This is a genomic window from Massilia forsythiae, assembly GCF_012849555.1.
In the GTDB taxonomy this organism is placed as follows: Bacteria; Pseudomonadota; Gammaproteobacteria; order Burkholderiales; family Burkholderiaceae_D; genus Telluria; species Telluria forsythiae.
In genome coordinates, this window is record NZ_CP051685.1 from 5,032,841 (window position 1) to 5,051,134 (window position 18,294).

General features: G+C 70.3%; 15 protein-coding genes and 1 pseudogene. 7 read left to right on the forward strand and 9 right to left on the reverse strand.

The genetic code is table 11. From position 1 onward, the window contains the following. Window positions 1-3: 3 nt before the first annotated feature. The 4 genes from HH212_RS21110 to HH212_RS21125 form a co-directional block, all read right to left on the reverse strand. Complete coding sequence (locus tag HH212_RS21110; protein WP_170204297.1) at window positions 4-1,500, reverse strand: dihydrolipoamide acetyltransferase family protein; 1,497 nt, start codon at window positions 1,498-1,500, stop codon at window positions 4-6. A 3-nt stretch (window positions 1,501-1,503) separates the two neighbouring features. Then, entirely contained in the window at window positions 1,504-2,508 is a 1,005-nt protein-coding gene (locus HH212_RS21115; protein ID WP_170205594.1) for an alpha-ketoacid dehydrogenase subunit beta, read from the reverse strand. Window positions 2,509-2,587: 79 nt separating this feature from the next. Next, complete coding sequence (locus tag HH212_RS21120; RefSeq protein ID WP_170204298.1) at window positions 2,588-3,820, reverse strand: 3-methyl-2-oxobutanoate dehydrogenase (2-methylpropanoyl-transferring) subunit alpha; 1,233 nt, start codon at window positions 3,818-3,820, stop codon at window positions 2,588-2,590. A 295-nt stretch (window positions 3,821-4,115) separates the two neighbouring features. Further along, window positions 4,116-4,925, reverse strand: coding sequence for an SDR family NAD(P)-dependent oxidoreductase (locus tag HH212_RS21125; protein WP_170204299.1), 810 nt, complete (start codon window positions 4,923-4,925; stop codon window positions 4,116-4,118). A gap of 115 nt (window positions 4,926-5,040) precedes the next feature. On the opposite strand from HH212_RS21125, the gene HH212_RS21130 reads away from it, so the two are divergent. Next, a complete protein-coding gene (locus HH212_RS21130) occupies window positions 5,041-5,688 on the forward strand; it encodes a TetR/AcrR family transcriptional regulator (protein ID WP_170204300.1) in 648 nt (215 codons plus the stop codon). Window positions 5,689-5,733: 45 nt separating this feature from the next. On the opposite strand, the gene xth is transcribed toward HH212_RS21130, so the two are convergent. Then, a complete protein-coding gene (gene xth / locus HH212_RS21135; RefSeq protein WP_170204301.1) occupies window positions 5,734-6,510 on the reverse strand; it encodes an exodeoxyribonuclease III in 777 nt (258 codons plus the stop codon). Window positions 6,511-6,775: 265 nt separating this feature from the next. On the opposite strand from xth, the gene HH212_RS21140 reads away from it, so the two are divergent. Then, on the forward strand, window positions 6,776-9,253 hold the full coding sequence (locus HH212_RS21140) for a glycoside hydrolase family 31 protein (RefSeq protein ID WP_170204302.1): 2,478 nt from the start codon (window positions 6,776-6,778) through the stop codon (window positions 9,251-9,253). Window positions 9,254-9,399: 146 nt separating this feature from the next. Next, window positions 9,400-11,643 carry a hypothetical protein gene (locus HH212_RS21145; RefSeq protein ID WP_170204303.1) on the forward strand — a complete coding sequence of 748 codons (2,244 nt, stop codon included), beginning with the start codon at window positions 9,400-9,402 and terminating at the stop codon, window positions 11,641-11,643. Between the two features lie 43 nt (window positions 11,644-11,686). On the opposite strand, the gene HH212_RS21150 is transcribed toward HH212_RS21145, so the two are convergent. After that, the gene (locus HH212_RS21150) at window positions 11,687-12,313 is read right to left on the reverse strand and encodes a hypothetical protein (RefSeq protein ID WP_170204304.1); all 627 of its coding nucleotides are present in this window, start codon (window positions 12,311-12,313) and stop codon (window positions 11,687-11,689) included. Window positions 12,314-12,424: 111 nt separating this feature from the next. Next, a complete protein-coding gene (locus HH212_RS21155) occupies window positions 12,425-13,843 on the reverse strand; it encodes a cytochrome P450 (protein ID WP_170204305.1) in 1,419 nt (472 codons plus the stop codon). A 139-nt stretch (window positions 13,844-13,982) separates the two neighbouring features. On the opposite strand from HH212_RS21155, the gene HH212_RS21160 reads away from it, so the two are divergent. Next, a complete protein-coding gene (locus HH212_RS21160; RefSeq protein ID WP_170204306.1) occupies window positions 13,983-14,864 on the forward strand; it encodes a helix-turn-helix domain-containing protein in 882 nt (293 codons plus the stop codon). A 134-nt stretch (window positions 14,865-14,998) separates the two neighbouring features. After that, the gene (locus tag HH212_RS21165; protein ID WP_170204307.1) at window positions 14,999-15,550 is read left to right on the forward strand and encodes a glutathione peroxidase; all 552 of its coding nucleotides are present in this window, start codon (window positions 14,999-15,001) and stop codon (window positions 15,548-15,550) included. A gap of 204 nt (window positions 15,551-15,754) precedes the next feature. Here the strand turns inward: HH212_RS21165 and HH212_RS21170 are convergent, their stop codons facing one another. After that, window positions 15,755-16,021 (reverse strand): cupin domain-containing protein, encoded by a 267-nt coding sequence (locus HH212_RS21170; RefSeq protein WP_170204308.1) that lies wholly within the window; start codon window positions 16,019-16,021, stop codon window positions 15,755-15,757. A 144-nt stretch (window positions 16,022-16,165) separates the two neighbouring features. On the opposite strand from HH212_RS21170, the pseudogene HH212_RS21175 reads away from it, so the two are divergent. Both HH212_RS21175 and HH212_RS21180 read left to right on the forward strand, forming a co-directional pair. Then, window positions 16,166-16,339: pseudogene (locus HH212_RS21175) on the forward strand (flavin reductase); the annotation flags it as partial. A 51-nt stretch (window positions 16,340-16,390) separates the two neighbouring features. Further along, window positions 16,391-16,894 carry a flavin reductase family protein gene (locus HH212_RS21180; protein WP_170204309.1) on the forward strand — a complete coding sequence of 168 codons (504 nt, stop codon included), beginning with the start codon at window positions 16,391-16,393 and terminating at the stop codon, window positions 16,892-16,894. Between the two features lie 18 nt (window positions 16,895-16,912). Here the strand turns inward: HH212_RS21180 and HH212_RS21185 are convergent, their stop codons facing one another. Beyond that, entirely contained in the window at window positions 16,913-18,283 is a 1,371-nt protein-coding gene (locus HH212_RS21185; protein ID WP_170204310.1) for an amino acid permease, read from the reverse strand. Window positions 18,284-18,294 lie beyond the last annotated feature (11 nt).

Below are 18,294 nucleotides of genomic sequence, written 5' to 3' on the forward strand. Positions count from 1 at the left end.
CCCTCATTCGATGAACAGGGTGGCCGGGCATTCCAGGTAGCCGCGCACGGTCTGGATGAATTCCGCCGCCACCATGCCGTCGATCACGCGGTGGTCGAACGAGGACGACAAATTCATCATCTTGCGCGCCACCATGCCGCCGTTCTTCACTACCGGGCGCTCGACGATGCGGTTGACGCCGACGATCGCCACTTCCGGATGGTTGATCACCGGGGTGCTGACGATGCCGCCGAGCGCGCCCAGGCTGGTGATGGTGATGGTCGAGCCGGACAGTTCGTCGCGCGCCGCCTTGCCGGTGCGCGCGGCTTCCGCCAGGCGCGCGATTTCCTCGGCGCTCGACCATGGATCGCGCGCCTCGGCGTGGCGCACCACCGGCACCATCAGGCCGGCGTCGGTCTGCGCGGCGACGCCGATGTGGACCGCCTGGTGGCGGGTGACGACGCCGCCGCCTTCGCTGTCGTCGTAGCGCGCATTGACTTCGGGGAAGCGGCGCACCGCCAGCACCACCGCGCGCATGATCAGCGGCAGCAGCGTCAGGCGCGCGCGCTCGTTGCCGTAGCGCGCATTCAACTGCACGCGCAGCGCTTCCAGCTCGGTGACGTCGATTTCTTCCACATAGGTGAAATGCGGGATCTGGCGCTTGGCGTGCTGCATCTTCTCGGCGATCTTGCGGCGCAGGCCGATCACCGGGACCGCTTCCTCGCCGTCCCGCTGCGCATAGCGCTCGTCGGCGCTGCCGGCAGCGTGGCCGTGGGCGCCGCCGGCAATGTAGGCGTCGAGGTCGGCATGGCCGATGCGTCCGGCCGGGCCGCTGCCGGCCACGTATTGCAGTTCGATGCCCAGGTCCCAGGCGCGCTTGCGCACGGCCGGGGCGGCCAGCGGCTTGTCGCCTTCGGCGCGCAAGGCCGGACGGCGCTGTTGGGTGGCGTTGGCCGCCACGGCGCGCGCCGGATGCGCCGGTGCGCTTGCCGGCTTGCCGGCGCCGGGCGCTTGCCTGCCGGATGCGCCGGGAGCGCCAGCAGCGCCGCTGCCCGTACCGGCTGCGCCGCTGCCGGCCGTTGCCGGCCGATCCTGCGCAGCCGCGCCGGACCGCGCACCGGCGGCGGCGCCCTTGTCCGTGGCGCCCGCCGGTGCGGCCGCCCTGGCGCCCATGTCCGGGCCGACGCGGTCCGGTCCCAGGTCCGCCGGCGACGCCGGCTCGGCCGCCGCGGCGTGTGCGGCGCCGGCCGCCGCATGATTGGCCGCGACGTTGCCCGCGCCCTCGACTTCCAGGCGGATCAGTTCGGCGCCGACCGCCAGCGATTCGCCCACCTTGCCGCCCAGCGCGGCCACGGTGCCGTGCACCGGCGACGGAATCTCGACCGTCGCCTTGTCGGTCATCACGTCGGCCAGGATCTGGTCTTCGGTGACGGCGTCGCCCGGCTGCACGCGCCAGGCCACGACTTCCACTTCAGCAATGCCTTCGCCCAGGTCGGGCATCTTGATCAGGTGAATGCCCATTTGTCACGCCTCCATCGCTCGTTTGAATGCCGCACCCACGCGGTCGGGTCCCGGGAAGTACGCCCATTCCTGGGCGTGTGGATACGGGGTGTCCCAGCCGGTGACGCGCTCGATCGGCGCTTCCAGGTGGTAAAAACAATGTTCCTGTACCAGTGCCGCGAGTTCGGCGCCGAAGCCGCTGGTACGGGTGGCTTCGTGCACCACCACGCAGCGGCCGGTCTTCTTCACCGATTCGAGCACCGTCTCCAGGTCGAGCGGCCACAGCGTGCGCAGGTCGATGATCTCGGCGTCGATGCCGGTTTCGCTGGCGGCCGCCTCGGACACCCATACCATGGTGCCGTAGGTCAGCACGGTGAGATCCGATCCTTCGCGGAATACCGCCGCCTTGTCCAGCGGCACCTTGTAGTAACCCTCCGGCACCTCGCCCATCGGGTGCTTGGACCAGGACACGACCGGACGGTCGTGGTGGCCGTCGAACGGGCCGTTGTACAGGCGCTTCGGCTCCAGGAAGATCACCGGGTCGTCGTTCTCGATGGCGGCGATCAGCAAGCCCTTGGCGTCGTACGGGTTCGACGGCATCACGGTGCGCAGGCCGCACACGTGGGTGAAAAAGGCTTCCGGGCTCTGGCTGTGGGTCTGGCCGCCGTAGATGCCGCCGCCGCAGGGCATGCGGATGGTCAGCGGCGCCGTGAAGTCGCCGGCCGAGCGGTAGCGCAGGCGCGCCGCTTCCGAGACGATCTGGTCGGTCGCCGGATAGAAATAGTCGGCGAACTGGATCTCGATCACCGGGCGCAGGCCGTAGGCGGCCATGCCGACGGCGGTGCCGACGATGCCGCCTTCCGAGATCGGCGCGTCGAACACGCGCTGCTTGCCGTACTTCGCCTGCATGCCGTCGGTGACGCGGAACACGCCGCCGAAGTAGCCGACGTCCTGGCCGAACACGACCACGTCGTCGTCGCGGCCGAGCATCACGTCCATCGCCGAGCGCAGCGCCTGGATCATGGTCATCGGCACGCGCTTGCCTGCCGTCTCTTCGGCCGCATCGTCCTGCGCGGCGGCCTTGTCGTTCTGAATGTCTCGCATCACCTCATACCCCCAGTTGTTGGCGTTGGCGGCGCAGGTGTTCGGGCATCTCCTTGTAGACGTCCTCGAACATCGACGCGGCGCTCGGCACGCGGCCGTCGACCAGTGTGCCGAATTGCTCGGCCTGTTTTTGCGCTGCCAGCACTTCGGCTTCCAGCTCGGCCTGCAGGGCCGCGTGCTCGTCGTCCGACCACCAGCCGAGCTTGGTCAGGTGACGGCGCAGGCGCCCGATCGGGTCGCCCAGCGGGAAATGGGTCCATTCGTCGGCCGGGCGGTAGCGCGCCGGGTCGTCCGAGGTCGAGTGCGGGCCGGCGCGGTAGGTCACCCATTCGATCAGGGTCGGGCCGAGGTTGCGGCGGGCGCGTTCGGCGGCCCAGCAGGAGGCGGCGTACACCGCCAGGAAGTCGTTGCCGTCGACGCGCAGCGAAGCGATGCCGGCGCCCACGCCGCGCGCGGCGAAGGTCACGCTCTCGCCGCCGGCGATGGCCTGGAAGGTCGAGATGGCCCACTGGTTGTTGACCACGTTGAGGATCACCGGCGCGCGGTAGACGTGGGCGAAGGTGAGGCCGGTATGGAAGTCGCTCTCGGCGGTGGCGCCGTCGCCGATCCAGGACGAGGCGATTTTCGTGTCGCCCTTGATCGCCGAAGCCATGGCCCAGCCGACCGCCTGCGGCACCTGGGTCGCCAGGTTGCCGGAGATCGTGAAGAAGCCCTTGTCCTTGACCGAATACATCACCGGCAACTGGCGGCCCTTGAGCGGGTCGCGCTCGTTGGACAGCAGCTGGCAGACCATGTCGACCAGCGGGTATTCGCGCGCCATCAGGAGGCTCTGCTGGCGGTAGGTCGGGAAGCACATGTCGCCGTCCTTCAGGGCCAGCGCGTGGGCGCTGCCGATGGCTTCCTCGCCGAGCGAGGTCATGTAGAAGGACAGCTTTTTCTGGCGCTGGGCGATGACCATGCGCGCATCGAAGATGCGGGTCTTCATCATCGTGCGCAAGCCGAAGCGCAATTTCTCGCGGTCCAGTTCCGGATTCCAGGGGCCGACGGCATCGTCGTCGTCGTCGAGCACGCGGACCAGGCCGGACGCCAGCGCGGCCGTATCCTGGTAGCCGACGTCGGTGGGGGGACGCGGGACCGAACCCGCGGGGGAGACATCGAGGTACGAAAAGTCAGTCTTGCAACCCGGGCGGCCGGTAGGCTCCGGGACATGCAGGGACAGAGGCTTACTCTGGCTCATAATCGCTTTTTCCTTGGTAAGGTTTGTGCGGCGGAGCACATCATAAGTCCCCGGATAGCCCGGCACACAGCCGTTCGGGAACTATTTTTCTGCTGCTTTGCAGCAGGAAAAATGCTCGAAAGCAGCCTTCATGGGGATGCGTACGAGGTGATCACGTTAGCACGCAGTGCAGCGAAACGGGGACGCCGCCGGGCAGGCGGACACAGGAAAATGCGCGTGCTTTGCGCTGGCGCGCATGGCGAGCACGTACATTCGTAGGAACAATTGTTATCCGATAAGGCGACCGCAGCCGGTCTCAGCGCCCTAACAGGCGCTTCAGCACGTCCCAGTAGCCGACCGGCGCCAGCCGCTCCAGCCAGGCCGCGGTGACGGCGTCGCTGCCGACCAGGATGCGCGCGCGCCGTTGCTGGATGCCGCGCGCGATGATGTCGGCAGCCCGCTCGGGCGGCATGCGCAGCAGCCGCTGTACCTGCCTGCGACCACGTTCGATCTGTTCCGGCGTGGCATGGCGCGGCATGCGTGCGTTGCGCGCGATGGCGGTCGCCACGCCGCCCGGATGCACCACCGACACGCCAACGCAGCTGCCTTGCAGCTCATGCCGCAGCGCATGCGAAAACCCGCGCACCGCGAACTTGCTGGCCGCGTAGGCGGTCTGGCCGGGTGGGGTGATGATGCCGTAGATGCTCGACAAGTTGACGATACGCGCCTCGTCGCTGGTGCGCAGCAGCGGCAGGAAAGCGCGCGTCATGCGCACCACGCCACCGAAGTTGATTTCCAGCAGCCAGTCGAAGTCGTCCTCGTCGACCTGCTCGAAGCTGCCGCCCAGCGCCACCCCGGCATTGTTGACCAGCAGGTCGACGCGCTTGTGGGCGGCGTCCACCTGCCGCGGCAGGGCGCGCACCGCGGCGCGGTCGGCCACGTCGACCCGGTGCGCGGTGGCGCGCACGTCCAGGTGCTGGGCGGCGCGCGCGGTATCGGCGGCCGCCTCGCCATCGATGTCGACCAGCGCCAGGTGGCAGCCGCGTCCGGCCAGCGCCAGCGCCAGCGCGCGGCCGATGCCGTTGCCGGCGCCGGTGATGACGGCGACGCGATTGCCCAGATCCATGCCCGGATCGTTCATGCCAGTACCTTCCGGTTGTATTGTTGGGTCTACCGAGATTCTTGACTGACACTGTACATTGTCAGAAAGACCTTGGCAACATTCTGTGCCAGAATGCGGCATGCCAGCAGACCCGACCACCACCCGACCCTATCGCGGCGTCCCGCAAGACGAGCGCCGCGCCCAGCGCCGCCGCCAGCTGGTCGCGGCCGGCGTGGCCGTGTATGGCCAGCGCGGCTATCGCCACGCCACGGTGAAGGCGGTGTGCGCGGCCGCCGGCCTGACCGAGCGCTATTTCTACGAATCGTTTCCGAACAGCGAAGCGCTGCTGATCGCCTGCTTCGAGACGGTGACCTGTGCGGTGCTGGAAGAAATCATGGCGGCGGCGCGCGACGCCGGCGGCGGCCGTCCGGGACGCGCACGCGCCATGCTGCAGACCTATTTCGCGGCGCTGCAGCGCGACCCGCCCTCGGCGCGCGTGTTCCTGGTCGAGATCCGCGGGGTCAGCCGCGCCGTCGACCGCGCCTTCGACGTCGCCTTGCGCGACATCGGCCGGCAGGTGGCGCGCGTGATCGCGCCGCCAGGCGCTCCGGCCGACCCGCTGCTACAGGCCGGCATCGTCGGCGGCGTGATCCACATCGCGCTGCGCTGGATCGAGGATGGCTACGCGCCGCCGATCGAGGACGTCACCGGCAGCGCGCTGCGCCTGGCGGTGGTCCTGGCGCGGCCGGTGCGTGACGCCCCTCCGGAAGTGCGGGCGACACCCTAGCACCTGTCCCGGCAGCGATTCCGGCCTGGCGAGGCAGGTTCTTGATCAGGGCCAGTCGAATTCGACCCAGGTGGGTGCATGGTCGCTCGGCTTCTCGCGCCCGCGCACCTCGCGGTCGACCCCGGCCGCCGTCAATCGCGGCGCCAGCGACGGGCTCAGCAGCAGGTGGTCGATGCGCAGGCCGGCATTGCGGCCGTAGGCGTCGCGGAAATAATCCCAGAACGTATAGATGATCTGGTCCGGGTGGGTGGCGCGCAGCGCGTCGCACCAGCCCTGTCCGAGCAGCTCGTTCCAGGCGGCGCGCGTCTCGGGGCGGAACAACGCGTCCTCGCGCCAGCGCTCGGGCTTGTACACGTCGATGTCGGTCGGGATCACGTTGTAGTCGCCGCACAGCACCACCGGCATGCCGCTGTCGATCAATTCCTGGGCGCGCGCCTGCAAGCGCTCCATCCAGCGCAGTTTGTAGTCGAACTTGGGCCCCGGTGCGGGATTGCCGTTGGGCAGGTACAGGCCGCCGACCAGCACGCCGTTCACCACCGCCTCGATGTAGCGGCTCTGCTCGTCGGCCGGGTCGCCCGGCAGGCCGCGCACGACTTCCTGCGGCTCGACCCCGCGCGCCAGCAGCGCGACGCCGTTCCAGCTCTTCTGGCCGTGCCAGACCGGGCAATAGCCGGCGGCGCGGATGGCGGCTTCGGGAAACTTGTCTTGCGGCGCCTTGAGTTCCTGCAGGCAGGCGACGTCGGGTCGGGTTTCTTCGAGCCATTGCAGCAGGGCGGGCAGGCGGGTATTGATGCTGTTGACGTTGAAGGTGGCGATGCGCATGCCGGCGTGCTCCATGAGGTGGTGTTGACGCTATTCTGACCGCAGATGCGCCCGCTCGCCGCACGATGGCGGGAGCGCCATCGCGTCGCTATCGTCAGGTAGTCAAACTACTCTGGAAACGCGTCGAATTGCGTGAGCTATGCCCGTCGAAGTGCCTTTCGGTGTAAATTTACTACCTTAGCGGCACGAATTCTGGCATGCTCTCGCCCAGCCGCACAGCCCGGCCCGCACGCACAACGACATCAACCAGACCGAGACGAACGCCATGCTTCATTCCGCCACGCCCATCCTCCGCAGCGCCGACCGACCCGCCGTGCCGGCGCCGAAACGGCTCGCCTTGCTGGTCGGCCTGCTGGCGGCCTCGCTCGCCTTCGGCCCACAGGCTGCGGCGCAGAACGCCGCGCGCACCTTCCTCGGCTGGCAGAGCGGACCCGACGGCGTGTTGCAGGTCACGACCAGCGACGGCCGCTACCTGATCAAGCCGTACGCCGCCGACATCGTCGAGACCAGCTTCGTGCCGCGCGGCCAGCAGGACACGGGGACGTCGCACGCGGTGGTGCTGGCGCCCGGCCAGGTGGCGGCGACGGTGAAGGAGGAGGCCGGCCGCGTGCAACTGGCCACGGGCGGCATCACGGTCACGGTCGAGAAGAAGCCGTTCCGCATCAGCTACGCCTATAAAGGCCGTCCGCTGGTTGCCGAAAAGCGCGGCTACGGGCACGCGGGCAAGCTGGAATCGATCGAGTTCGCGCTCGATCCCGACGAGGCGCTGTACGGCGCCGGCGCGCGCGCCGCCGGCATGAACCGGCGCGGCCAGCGTTTTACCTTGTACAACAAGGCGTCCTACGGCTTCGGCAAGACCGCGGCGCAGATGGGCTACGGCATCCCGATGGCGCTGTCCTCGCGCCGCTACGCGATCCACTTCGACAATCCGCAGTCCGGCTACCTCGACTTCGACAGCCGTCATGACGGCACGCTGCGCTTCGAGACCATCGGCGGGCGCAAGACCTACCAGGTGGTGGCCGGCGACGACTGGGCCCAGGTCATGGACGGCACCACCCGCCTGACCGGACGCCAGCCGCTGCCGCCGCGCTGGGCCTTCGGCAACTTCGCCAGCCGCTTCGGCTACCACGACGAGGCCGAGACGCGCGCCGTGGTCGAGCGTTTCCGCCGGGACGACATTCCGCTGGACGCGGTGGTGCTCGACCTGTACTGGTTCGGCAAGACCGTCAAGGGCACGATGGGCAACCTGGCCTGGGACCGCGACAGCTTCCCGCATGCCGAGCAGATGATGGCCGATTTTTCGCGCCAGGGCGTCAAGACAGTGGTCATCACCGAGCCTTTTGTCCTGACCACGTCGAAACGCTGGCAGGAAGCGGCGTCGAAGGGCGTGCTGGCGACCGGCAAGGACGGCAAGCCGTTCACCTTCGACTTTTATTTCGGCAACACCGGCCTGGTCGACGTGTTCGCGCCGCGGGCACAGGACTGGTTCTGGAACATCTACAAGGAACTCAAGGCCGGCGGCGTGGCCGGCTGGTGGGGCGATCTGGGCGAGCCGGAAATGCATCCGTCCGCCGCGCGCCACGCCGCCGGCAGCGCCGACGAGGTCCACAACATCTACGGCCACCAGTGGGCGCGCCTGATCGCCGACGGCTATGCACGCGACTTCCCGCAGGAGCGGCCGTTCATCCTGATGCGCTCCGGCTATTCGGGGTCGCAGCGCTTCGGCATGATCCCGTGGTCGGGCGACGTCGGCCGCGGCTGGGGCGGGCTGCAGTCGCAGGTCGAGATTTCGTTGCAGATGGGGATGCAGGGCCAGGCCTACATGCACTCCGACCTGGGCGGTTTCGCCGGTCCGGTGCTGGACGACGAACTGTACGTGCGCTGGCTGCAGTACGGCGTGTTCCAGCCGGTGTTCCGCCCGCACGCCCAGGAATCGGTGGCGCCGGAACCGGTGTTCCGCGAGGCGGCGACGAAAGCGCTGGCGCGGGACGCGGTGCGCCTGCGCTACGCCATGCTGCCGTATAACTACACGGCCGCCTTCGACAACAGCCGCACCGGCATGCCGCTGATGCGTCCGGTGATGTTCGAGGAGCCGGAAAACGACATGGTGCCGGTCGGCACCATCGCCACCACCTACCTGTGGGGGTCGGACCTGCTGGTGTCGCCGGTGGTGGAGCCGGGCGCGACGCGCCAGGAAGTGTATTTCCCGAAGATGGCCGGGCGCGCCGACAGCGTCTGGTTCGATTTCTACACGGACAAGCCGCACCGCGGCGGCATCGTCGAGACCGTGCGCCCGGTGGCGCAGCACATCCCGACCTACGTGCGTGCCGGCGCCTTCGTGCCGCTGGCGAAGGTGGTGCACAGCACCAGCGAGTACGACGGGCGCGAACTGGAGCTGCACTACTGGCACGATGCGAGTGTGAACGAGGCGAGCGGCAAGCTGTACGACGACGACGGCCACAGCGCGCATGCCTTCGAGGACGGCAACTACCAGCTGGTGCGCTTTTCCGGCAAGACCCGGGACGGACGCCTGGAAATCGGCCTGCTGCCGCAAGCCGGTGCGCGCGCCGCCGTGGTCGAGCGCCGCTTCGCCTTAAAAGTGCACAACGTCGGCGCCAGGCCGCGCGCGGTGGAAGCCGGCGGCCAGGCGCTGCCGTTCACCTGGAACGCCGAGCGCCGGCTGCTGGAAGTGAGCCTGCCGCCGTTGCGCCAGGCGCCGCTGCAGGTGGCCGTCACCTTGTAATCGCGAAAATGTCCGCCGCGGCGTTTCCATGCTGTCTGGTTTCCGGCACGCATGAATGCGCTGCCGCATGCATGACGCATGTGCTTTCCTGTCCAGCTGCGGTTTTTGTGTAGACTTCGGCATCCGAAGCGAATGCCTGACGTTCCATGAAAACCCAACTGTTGCAAGATATCGACGAAAACGGCTCGGCGGCGAAGCGGCGGCTGCCGTCCCTGCCGGCCTTGCCGACGCCCGGCGCGCCCGCGTCGCGCGCGGCGCCCGACCCGGCGGCTTCCGCGGCGGCGCTGCCGCAGGCGCCGGCGCCGGCGGAGGGCGCCGGCCTTGCGCCGTTCGCGGCGGCGCCGGACAGCGATTCGTCCGTACCGGCGCAGATCGCCACCACCGCCGGCTGGTTTGCGGCGCCGGTGCCCGCTCCCGGTGCGCAGCCGTGGGCGGCGCCGCTTGCGGGCGATGTTGCAGAGGCCGGTCTCGGGGGCGTGAACCTGTCCAAGGAGGCATCACCCGTCGTGGCGGTGCGCGCGCACGGCGCGCCGGCGCCGCGCGACCCGCGCGTCTGGTCGGTGCGCCGGGCGGCAGGCACCGATGGCGCCGGCGATGTGCGGGCGGCAGGCAGCGGATCGTCCATGCAGGCGCCCGCTGCGCCGAGCGATCTTCCCTGGAACCCGTTGCCGGTCGCGGCGCATGCCGTGGACAATGCCGCGCCGGAGGACGGGAACGGCATCCATCCCGCCGCATCGACCGGGCACTACCTGAGCAAGACGCCGGAACCCGCATTCCTGTACGACACCGGCGCCGCGCCGCAGCGCGATGCCGTGCCGGAAGCGCTGTTCAGCTTCGATCCCGGGGCCGATGCCGCGGCCGGGCTTGCGCTCGAGCACCGTGCCGCACCCGAACCCGTCATCGCGCAGCAAGCCGGGCCGGCGCCGCATGGCCACGCCGCTATGGACGCCGGCTTCGCGCCGGACGACAGCAGCACCGCGGCAGGCGCCGTCACGCCGCAACCCTTGTTCAGCTTCGACGCGGATGCGGCCGAGGACATGCACGCTGCGCCGCAGGGCGATCCGCATCTTGCCGGCGATGCCGCCGCGGCAGGACACGCCGCTGCCGAGCCGTTGTTCACGTTCGAGCCGGACCCCGCGCCGGGCGCCGAATTCGCCCCGCAAGCCGGAATTTCGGCCCGGGCCGGGGCCAGGCCGGAGCCGCGTTTCGGCTTCGACGCCGCATCCGCAGCGGACGCCGGCGGCGCGCTTGCAGACGAGATGCCGCCTCGGCATCGTCCCGCCCGGGACGACGGCGCCGGCGCTGACGGTAGCGATCCGGCGGATGGCGCCGCCACGCCGGCGGTGGCTGCATCCGCGTCCGCGGCGATGGCCGGCGGCATGGCGCCGCCCGCCGCCGAGGCGGCCGTGGACGGCGCGATGCCGGCGCCCGCAACCGCGGCGCCGCCGGTATCCCAGGACCCCGACTGGCTGGCGGAGCGGCTGCGCGAAGACCTGGCGCTGCGCAGTGCGCCGGCGCCTGGCGCCTGGAAGCGGCGCACGGCGCTGTGGGGCGTGGCGGGCGTGCTGGTGGCGCTGGCCGGCGCCGGCGGCGTGGCCCTGTACCAGGATCACCGCACCGACAGCGCCCTGGCGGCAGTGGCGGACAGCAAGCCGGCGGCCCCGGCTGCGGCCCGGGAGCTAGTCGCTGCGGCAGCCCCGGCGACGGCCGCGGAGCCGGCGCCCGGCCCGAATTCGCCGCTCGGGCCGATGGCCTCGACCATTGCCGGCCGCGCGCCGTCCGACGCGCCCGCCGGCGCCCAGGCCGCCGCGCCGACGCTGCCGGCCAGCCCGCAAGCGGCCGCCGGCATGGTCGGCGCCCCGGCTGCCGCACCAGCGGCTGCCGACGGTGCAATGACCGTCGCCGCGCTGGGCGTCGCCGGGCCAGGAAACGCGCCGGCCTCGAAGCCGGCATCGAACGCGGTCTCGCGCAGCGAAGGCGAGCGTGAGAAGGATCGCGCGCGTGAAAAGGAACGCGAGCGTGAAAAGTCACGCGAGCGCGAGCGCGAGACGGAACGCGAGCACAAGCGCGAAGCCGACGCCAGACGCCAGCGCGAGGCCGGACGCGCGGCCGAGCGCAAGCAGGAAGCCGCACGCGTGGCCGAACGCAAGCGCGACAGCGAACGCGCGGCCGAGCGCAAACGCGAACGCGAGGCGGCCGGCGCCGCCCAGCGCAAGCGCGCCGCCAAGGCGGAATCGCGGGCCGCGCCTGCGGTCGCGGCCAAGGAGCCGTCGCCGCGCGAACGGCGCGAAGCGACCCTGCGCCAGTGCCGCGCGCGCGGCTACAGCGAGCGTCAGTGCATCCGCCGCGGTTGCACCACGACGCGCTACGGCTTCGCCTGCAAGGGCTGACGACGGCTCGACGCAGCCCGGGAAACAGGCTGTGCGCGCGCCGTCATGGCGCGCCCGTGCCGGTGCCGGCGTCCTTTCTGCGCTGCTGGTCGATCAGGCGATGGCAGCGCTGCAGCGCGCCGTGCCAGGCGGCAGGCGCCGGCTGTACCGACTCTGGATACACGTCGGACTGGCGCAGCTTCAGCACGTCGTGGTCGATGAAGGCGTAGCGCCGGAACAGCGCCACGTCGGTGCCGGAGTCGCCGGTCACGAAACCATACATCGATTGCCGGCAATGCAAGCCGTCGCCCAGGTCCGCTTCGGCGGTTGAATTGCCGTCGAACAGCAGCGTCAAGACCAGCCATAGCGAGGCCAGCAGCCACACGCACGCACACAGGATGCCGGCGCCGGCGCCGAGCAGGCGCGGCCGCAGTGAAAAGGGCAGCAGCGCAACGAAACCGGACGCAATCCACGCCAGCCAAAGCGCGCCCAGGTTCGCCATGCGGTCGGCGAGCGACCATCCCTGCCAGGCGCACAGCACTGCCGCCGCCACCAGCATGCTCGCGCCGAGATGGGCGCGCGCCGCACGCCAGGCCGCGCCGCCGGGTTCGCGCTGGCGCATGAGCAGCCATGGCGCGCACAGCGCAACCAGGGCGCCGGCGGCAAGCAGGACGACAAGGGAAGTGGGCATGCGGATCGTTTCCGGTGGCAGGTCGTATTGCGGCATGATACGCACTCCGGACCCGGCAATCGTCACGCATTGTCACCGCCGGCCGGCCGCCGCCGGGCGCCGGCCGGGCCTTCAGCCGCGCAGCCGCAGGCGCATGCGCAGCGTTTCCGGCTCCATCACGAAGCCCATCTTTTCGTCCGGTTCGCCGCCATGCCCGGTCGCCACGTCGGCGATGTCGAAGCGCGCCAGCAGCATCGCCATCGCCACCTTGATTTCCAGGAGCGCCAGGTAACGCCCCGGGCAGGTGCGCGGGCCGGCGCCGAACGGCATCGACGCCTTCTTGCTGACCGCGTCGTCGAGCCAGCGCTGCGGATCGAAGGCGGCGGCATCGGCGAAGCTGGCGTCGTCCAGGCTGCCGGCGCGCATCACGCACCAGACGATGGTCCCCCTGGTCACCTGCACGTCGCCGACCACGGTGTCGGCCAGCGCCTCCAGCGGGATGAAGGCGGCCGGCGGCTTCAGGCGCAGTGCCTCGTGCGCGCAGGCCTCGACGAAATCGAGCCGGTCGACCTGCTCGATGGCGAGCGTGTCCAGGTCGGGCGCGACCGCCAGCACTTCCGCGCGCGCCCGCGCCAGCGCCTGCGGATGGCGGTGCAGCAGCCAGATCAGCCAGGCCAGGCTGTTGGACGTGGTGTCCTCTCCGGCCAGCAGCATGGTCAGCACGTTGCCCGCCACGTCGCGTTCGCTGACGCCGCTGCCTTCCTGGGCGGCCGCCGCCAGCATCGCTTCGAGCATGTTGCGCGGCTGTGCGGCAGGCGCCGCCTCCTGGCGCATGCGTGCCGCCGCTTGCGCGACCAGCGCGTCCACTGCCGTGCGCGTGGCGGCGACGCTGCGTTCCAGGTCGCGGTCGCGCGGCAACTTGAGGTAGCGCCAGTACGGGAACGGCGCCAGGCTGCGCCGCGCCACCGCCGGCAGGATGCGGTCCAGGTGGCGCTGGATCGCGTTGTCGCCATGCTCGATGGTGTTCACGTCGCTGCCGAAGGCCAGGCCGGCGACGATGTCGACCGTGTACAGGCGCAGCTCGGCGCCCAGGTCGATGCGGCGTCCGCTGCGGGCGGCGTCTTCCCAGCGCCGCCGCAGGCGCCGGGCGACCTCCACCAGCGACGGAAAATATGCCTTGACCGCCTGCGGCGCAAAGGCTTGCATCACCATGCGGCGCTGGTTGCGCCAGGCGGCGCCTTCCGCTTCGAACACGCCGGGCGGCATGCCCATTTCGGAAGCCACTTCGGTCGTGATGGCCGGCCGCCGGAAGGTCGCCGGGCGCTCGCGCAGCACCTGGGCGATCAGCTCGCTGTCCGCCACCGCCAGCAGGTCGCCGCGCGGAAAGGACACGCGGAACAGCGGCCCATACTGGCGGCTCCAGTCTTCCATGGTGCGGTGCACGCGCGCGCGGTCCATCTGCAGCAGGTTGCCGAACAGGGGCGCGGGACGCGGTCCCGGCAGGTCGGCCAGCAGGCGCGGGCCGGCGAACGCGATCGTGGTGTCTGGCATGGGGTACTCCTCGGTTGGAACGATGTGCGTGCAGTGTGACCCCGCGCGCGCCGCCTGTCTTGAACGTTTGCGACATGCGCGTTTGCGACATGCGCGTCGGCGTCGCTACAATGAGGCCATGCCCGAACCGAGGAACGCGATGCCCACTGCCAGCCCGTCCGCCATCCCCGAGCGCGCCCCGGCGCGCCCGACCGCGCGCCTGATCGCCCCGCAGCGCGCGCTGGCCTCATGCGTGGCAGCCTACGTAGCGCGCAGCACGCTCGGCAGCGCCGGGCCGGCCTTCAATCGCTACCCGGCCACGCCCCTGTGCGGCGTGTGCTGGCTGCTGGATGGCCCGACTGCCGCGGTCGAGGAGGGCGTGGTGTCGCAGGCAGTGGTGGCGCAGGCCGGCGAGGCCGTCTTCAGCGGCCCCCAGCCGCAGCCGTGGGCGACCTGGAACGCCGGTCCGGCGCGCTTCTTCGTCGCGCTGTTCTACCCGGACGCGCTGCACGCGCTGGCCGGGATCGACCTGCCGGCGTGCGTCGGCAAGCTGCTGCCGGCCGGCGCGGTGCTGGGCGCGCCCTGGCAGGACCTGACGGCGGCGCTGATGGCCGCCGCCGGCGACGCCGAGCGCGCCGCCCTGGTGGACGCCTTCCTGGCGCCGCGCTGGCAAGCGGCGCGCGGCCGCGCCGGCATCGAGCGCGGCGTGCTGGGCGACTGGGCGCGCCGGCTGGCGCTGCAGGCGGCCACCAGCGGCGCCGGGCGCGGCGTGCGCGTGGCCGAGCGCCGCATCAAGGCCTGGGCCGGGTTGCCGATGCGCACGCTGCAGCGCATGGGACGCGCCGAGCAGGCGCTGCTGGCCGCGCGCGCCGGCCAGGCCGGCGGCAAGATCTCGTGGAGCGGCGTGGCGGCCGATACCGGCTACGCCGACCAGGCGCACCTGACGCGCGAGGCGCGCGCCATGAGCGGCCTGTCGCCGACCGCGCTGGCCCGCGCGATCGAGCACGACGACAGCTACTGGATGTACCGCATCTGGTCGTGAGCGGCGCCGGCGCGCATTGCCCGCGCGCCGGCTCGCGTGCATGCATGCATGCGCGTACGAGGGCAACGCCTGCCGAGCGCCGATCCGCCGCACCGCTTAGAATGGCGCTTTCCGCACGCTTCCCAGGACCGACCATGAGCACTTCCCTGTACGACATCCCACTCAAGAAAATCGACGGCAGCGACACCACGCTGGCCGAATACCGCGGCAAGGTAGTGCTGGTGGTCAACGTCGCCTCGCAATGCGGCCTGACCCCGCAGTACGAAGGCCTGGAAGCGGCCTACGCGCGCCTGCGCGAGCGCGGCATGGTGGTGCTGGGCTTCCCCTCCAACGACTTCGCCGGCCAGGAACCGGGCAGCGAGGAGTCGATCGCCGCGTTCTGCCGCGGCACCTTCGGCGTGCAGTTCCCGATGTTCGCCAAGGTCAACGTCAACAGCGCCCCGCGCCATCCGCTGTACGCGGCGCTGATCGAAGCCATGCCGCGGATGCAGCCGAATCCGGACGGCACCCTGCTGGCCAAGCTGGAGCAGCACGGCCTGGCGCCCAGGCAAGAAGGCGACGTGGCCTGGAATTTCGAGAAATTCCTGATCGGCCGCGACGGCCGCGTGGTCGGCCGCTTCGCGCCGGACGTCACGGTCGACAGCCCGCAGCTGGTGCAGGCGATCGAGGCGGCGCTGGCGGATTGACCCCGTCGTCCCCGCGAAGGCGGGGACCCATTCTGAGTATCCGAAGTTGGTATTTTTGAAGCGCCCGAGTTGTTTCTAGTGCACCGAACTTTGTTGCTCAGTATGGGTCCCCGCCAAGGGGGCCGCCGAGGCCGGGGACGACGAGTGATGGGCTATGGCAGCGGTTATCCCGGGCACGCGTGCGCGGATGTGGGAAAGACAGCCTCAACGCCGCCCCGACAGATATCGCACCCCCTGCGGCCCATAGCTTTCCGCGTGCGGTTCGTCGCGCTGCAGGTGGAACACGTCGCCCGGCCCGTAGCGGCGCTCCCGGCCGCCGGTGACGATGCGGATCTCGCCCGCCAAAATCAGCGCCTTGGCCTCGAACGGATGCGCGTGCGCGTCCAGGCGGCCGTCCGGTTCGCGTTCGACCGTGACCGGTGCGGCGAAACCTTCGCGTTGCAGGAGTTCGATGAAGGCCTGGTGTTCCATGGTGTGCTCAGGTGACCGATGAGGATGGGCGAGTGTAGCACCGGCGCGCGCGGCGTGCAGGCCAGCGGGCCGCAAGCGGCGGCGTGCGATTGCGCCGATAATGGCCGTCCCCGCACACCGCTATCCGCACCGAGAAAGGCAAGCATGACCCAGCGCGTTCCCGTCGACTTGGCCAAGTCCTACCGTCTCCTCAACCACGGCCCGACCGTGATCGTCAGCAGCGCCCACGGCGGGCGCGCCAACCTGATGTCGGCCGCGTGGTCGATGCCGCTCGATTTCTCGCCGCCCAAGGTGGCGGTCGTGCTCGACAAGAGCACTGAGAACCTACCTCAGTAGTCCGGAGTCGCTACTGGCGCGCCTGCCAAACAGGTGCTGCGTTGCTCGTCCTTGCATGGCTCGCCATGCGGCGTCCTCGCGCCTTGCCCCTGCTTGCCATGCATCGCCATTAGCTTCCCCCTGCCTACTGAGATAGGTTCTTACACACGCGAACTGGTGGAGGCGTCCGGCAGCTTCGTGCTGGCCGTGCCGTCGCGCGCGATGGCGCGCCTCACGCTGGCGGTCGGTTCCGAGTCCGGGCGCGAGACCGACAAGTTCGCCGCGCACGGCATTGCCTGGACGCCGGGCGAGCACACCGGCGGGCCGCTGGTCGAGGGTTGCCTGGGCTGGCTGGAATGCCGCCTGATCCCGGAGCCGCACATCCAGCAAGCCTACGACCTGTTCCTGGGCGAAGTGGTCGGCGCCTGGGCCGACCCCACCGTATTCACCGACGGCCACTGGCACATGGAGGAGAGCGGCAAGCGCAGCATCCACTACGTGGCCGGCGGCCATTTTTTCGAGACCGGCGTGCCGTTCGAGGTCACGCCGGGACGCTGATGCCAGGACGGGCGCGCCTCAGCCGCGCGCCACCGCGGCGCCGCCGCGACGGCCCTCGGCCAGCCGGTAGCCGAGCGCCAGCAGCGCCAGCCAGGCCGGGATCAGGTACACCGACAGGCGCAGGTCCGGCGTGGCGAACATGATCGCCACGATGCCGGCCAGGTAGGCCAGGCACAGCCAGTTGGTCAGCGGATGCAGCGGGCTCGGGAACGCGGTCGACTGGCCGGCGGCGCGCTTGGCGGCGCGGAAGCGCAGGTGGCTCCAGCTGATCATCGCCCAGTTGATCAGCATGCCGGCCACGGCCAGGCCCATCAGGAGGCCGAGCGCCTTGCCCGGCAGCGCATAGTTGATGCCGACGCACAGCGCGGTGGCGGCGGCCGACACGCCCAGCGACACCAGCGGCACGCCGCGCCGGTTCACCTTCAGCAGCGCGCGCGGCGCATGGCCTTGCGTGGCCAGGCCGTACAGCATGCGGCTGTTCGAGTACACGCAGCTGTTGTAGACCGACAGCGCGGCGGTCAGCACCACCAGGTTGAGCGCATGCGCGACGATGCCGGCGTCGAGCGCCTGGAAGATCAGCACGAACGGGCTGGCACCGGGCACGATCCGGTTCCACGGGTACAGCGAAAGCAGCACCGCCAGCGAGCCGACGTAGAACACCAGGATGCGCCACAGCGTCTGGTTGGTGGCGCGCGGGATCGAGCGCGCCGGGTCGGCCGCCTCGGCCGCGGTGATGCCGATGACTTCCAGGCCGCCGAAGGAAAACATGATGATCGCCATCGACATCAGCAAGCCCTTGACGCCGTGGGCGAAGAAGCCGCCGTGCTGCCACAGGTTGGCCACCGTCGCCTGCGGGCCGGCGCCGCCGGTGGCCAGCAGGAAAGCGCCGTAGACGATCATCGCGACCACCGCCGCCACCTTGACCACCGAGAACCAGAATTCGCTCTCGCCGAAGGCGCGCACGTTGATCAGGCTGATGCCGTTGGCCAGCACGAAGCAGCCCAGCGCCGACACCCAGGGCGGCACCTGCGGCCACCAGTACTGTACGTAGATGCCGACCGCGGACAGTTCCGCCATGCTGACCAGCACGTACAGCACCCAGTAGTTCCAGCCCGAGACGAAGCCGGCGAAGCGGCCGCCGTACTTGTCGGCGAAGTGGCCGAAGGAGCCGGCCACCGGCTCGTCGACCATCATCTCACTCAGCTGGCGCATGATCAAGAAGGCGACCAGGCCGGCCACCGCGTAGCCCAGCACCACCGACGGGCCGGCCAGGCGCACGCTGTCGGCCACGCTGAGGAACAGGCCGGTGCCGATGGCGCCGCCCAGGGCGATCAGCTGGATGTGCCGGCTTTTCAGGCCGCGGTGGAGTCGGTTGTCGTCGGACGTCATGGAGCGCTTGT